The sequence below is a fragment of the Microbacterium sp. 69-10 genome, assembly GCF_001897945.1.
Taxonomy (GTDB): Bacteria; Actinomycetota; Actinomycetes; order Actinomycetales; family Microbacteriaceae; genus Microbacterium.
Map to the genome: position 1 here is coordinate 72,506 of NZ_MKRT01000029.1, position 2,987 is coordinate 75,492.

The 2,987-nt window shown below is 69.7% G+C and carries 3 protein-coding genes; 1 reads left to right on the top strand and 2 read right to left on the bottom strand.

Annotation, left to right across the window (positions count from 1 at the left end; genetic code table 11):
* Both BGN97_RS16275 and BGN97_RS16280 read right to left on the bottom strand, forming a co-directional pair.
* A partial coding sequence (locus BGN97_RS16275) for an ATP-binding cassette domain-containing protein (RefSeq protein WP_292703785.1) occupies positions 1-516 on the bottom strand: 516 nt, incomplete at its 3' end.
* Entirely contained in the window at positions 513-1,208 is a 696-nt protein-coding gene (locus BGN97_RS16280) for a GntR family transcriptional regulator (RefSeq protein ID WP_292703788.1), read from the bottom strand. The genes BGN97_RS16275 and BGN97_RS16280, both read right to left, overlap by 4 nt.
* Before the next feature lie 163 nt (positions 1,209-1,371).
* Here BGN97_RS16280 and BGN97_RS16285 point away from each other — a divergent pair, with 163 nt between their 5' ends.
* The gene (locus BGN97_RS16285) at positions 1,372-2,787 is read left to right on the top strand and encodes a 2-isopropylmalate synthase (RefSeq protein ID WP_292703790.1); all 1,416 of its coding nucleotides are present in this window, start codon (positions 1,372-1,374) and stop codon (positions 2,785-2,787) included.
* The last annotated feature ends 200 nt before the right edge of the window (positions 2,788-2,987 follow it).

The window sequence follows — 2,987 nt, forward strand, 5'->3', positions numbered from 1 at the left end:
GTCGAGCAGAAGCAGCTCGGGCTGCACGACGAGGGCGCGCGCGATCAGTGCGCGCCCTCGCTCGCCCTGCGACATGGTGGACCAGTTCGCCTCATGCCGATCGGCAAGGCCGACGGCGTCGAGCGCGGCGCGGGCTCTCGCCACCTCCTCGGGCCGCGGTGTCCACCTCATCGGGAGCTCGACGGTCCCGGTCACACCGGTGAGCACCACCTGCGTCGCCGAGAGCGCCGACTGGAGCGGATGCCTCGGGTCGACGTGTCCGATGCGCCGGCGCAGCGCCTGCAGATCGACGCGACCGATCCGCTCCCCGAGCACATCCACCGTCCCGGCGCTGGGGTGCGTCTGCGCACCGCAGAATCCGAGAATGGTGCTCTTCCCCGCGCCATTCGGACCCAGCAGCGCCCAGCGCTGCCCCGTCCTCACCGTGAACGACACCTCACGCAGGATGGGACGCCCGTTCCGGCGGAGATGGACGTCCTGCAGTTCCAGCACCGTGTCCGCATGACGATGAGTCATGCGATCGCCTCGGCGAGTCCGGCGAGGTGCGCCCGGCTGAGCGCTGACGCCTCCGACGACCGCCTGCCCACCACCGCTTCGACCAGATCCACGTGAGCCTCGTGGTCGTCGTCATCGCCGAACGACCGGCGCATCCTGAGCATGTCGATCATCGCCTGACGCAGTCGCGGTGTGAGGCTGTCGTACAGGTCGAGCAGGACCGGGTTGTGCGCGGCGACGACGATGCACCTGTGCAGCGCCAGGTCGGCGTCGACGTGCCCCTCGATCGACGCGGCGCGGCGCGAGGCGCGGGCTGCAGCACGAGATGCATCACGCCCCGCCAGCGCCTGCCGCAGGGCGCGGAGGTCCGCCTGCGTGCGTCGCCGGGCGGCGAGATCCGCGGCCTCGCTCTCGATCGCGGTCCGCGTCTCGATGACGGCGAGGATGTCGGCGCGGCGCAGCACGTCGTCCCAGTCGCTCCGCACGTCGAGGGCGGTCAGGAAGACGCCTGCGCCCTGCCGGGTCTGCAGCACGCCCTTCGCGGCGAGCTGGCGGATCGCCTCGCGCACCGTGGATCGGCCGACTCCGAGCTGGGGCGCGAGCGTGGTCTCGCCGGGCAGTCTCTCTCCGAGCGCCCATTCCCCGCTCCGGATCCGGTCGAGCAGCAGCTGCGCCGCCCGGTCAGCCAGTGTCTCGCGCATCACCTGTGCCATCTCAACCCATCTGCTTGTCTGAGGAATTGTGTTACAGTCTAGCCATGCTTCACCAGGGTCTCCTCCTTCGTCGCCACGACGGGGCCTAGTTCGATCGGCTCCCCGTCGTGGAGCCTCGACGTCCCCAGGCCGGTCGCACCCACCAGACCGGAAGAAGAGAACCATGTCCGCATCCATCACTCCTCCCTCCCCCGCCGTCGACTCCGAGCGAGTCGCACCGGCATGGAACCGGCAACGACATTCGCCGATGCCCTCGCACCGGTACTCCGATGCCTTCTCCCGCGTGTCGGTGCTCCTCGGAGACGAGCGGCAATGGCCCGCCCGACGCCCGACCGCGGCGCCCCTGTGGGTTCCCGTCGACCTGCGCGACGGCAATCAGGCCCTCGCCGAGCCGATGAGCCCGCAGCGCAAGCGCCGCTTCTTCGAGCTCATGGTCGCGATGGGCTACAAGGAGATCGAGGTGGGCTACCCGTCCGCCTCGCAGACCGACTACGACTTCGTGCGGCTGCTCGCCGAGACCGATCTCGCGCCGGAAGATGTCACGATCGTGGTGTTCACGCCTGCCCGACGGGACCTCATCCAGCGCACAGCCGCCGCGATCCGCGGCATCCGGAACGATGTCGTCATCCACCTCTACACGGCCACCGCCCCGATCTGGCGCGAGGTGGTGCTGGGCCGCAACCGGAGCGAGCTGCGGGAGCTGATCCTGGGCGGTGGCCGGGACGTGCTCGAGGCCGCGGGCGATCTGCCGAACGTCCGCTTCGAGTTCTCCCCCGAGGTGTTCAACCAGACCGAGCCCGACTACGTGCTGGAGATCTGCGACGCGATGACCGCACTGTGGGATGCATCGCCTGATCGCCCCGTGATCATCAACCTGCCGGCCACGGTGGAGATCGCCACGCCGAACGTCTACGCGGATCAGATCGAGCACATGCATCGCAATCTCGCACGGCGGGATTCCGTGATCCTCTCCGTGCATCCGCACAACGATCGCGGCACCGGCGTCGCGTGCGCGGAGCTGGCGATGCTCGCAGGGGCCCAGCGCGTGGAGGGCTGCCTCTTCGGCAACGGCGAGCGCACGGGGAACGTCGATCTCGTGACGCTCGCCCTGAACCTGCACACCCAGGGCATCGACCCGATGATCGACTTCTCGGACATCGACGAGATCCGCACGACGGTCGAGGAGTGCAATCGAATCGAGGTGCACCCGCGGCATCCGTATGCCGGATCGCTGGTGCACACGGCATTCAGCGGAACGCACCAGGACGCGATCCGCAAGGGACTGGCCGAGCACCGGAGCCGTGCGGCCTCGGAGGGGCGCAGCGAGAGCGAGATCGCCTGGCGCGTTCCCTACCTGCCGATCGACCCGGCCGACATCGGTCGAGGCTACGAGGCCGTCATCCGCGTCAACTCGCAATCGGGCAAGGGCGGCATCGCGCACCTCCTGGAGGCCGCCCACGGCATCCAACTGACGCGCGAGGAGCAGGTCGAGCTGGCGGTGCGAGTGCAGCAGCACACGGATGCGACGGGTGGGGAGATCACGGCCGACGAAGTGCTGCGGATCCTGCAGGACGGCTGACGGCACCGGCGTCGTCGAGCGCGGTGCGGCCCCGTGCATCCACGATCGCGGGGTCCGCGCCGACGCCGGATGGTGCCGTCAGCGCCGCGGGATCGGGAGCGACCAGAGCGACTCGGTGACGCGGTATCCCTCGCGCTCGTACAGCCGTCGCGCGCCCGGGTTGCTGCCGAAGACGTTCAGGGCCAGCACGCCGAGCCCCG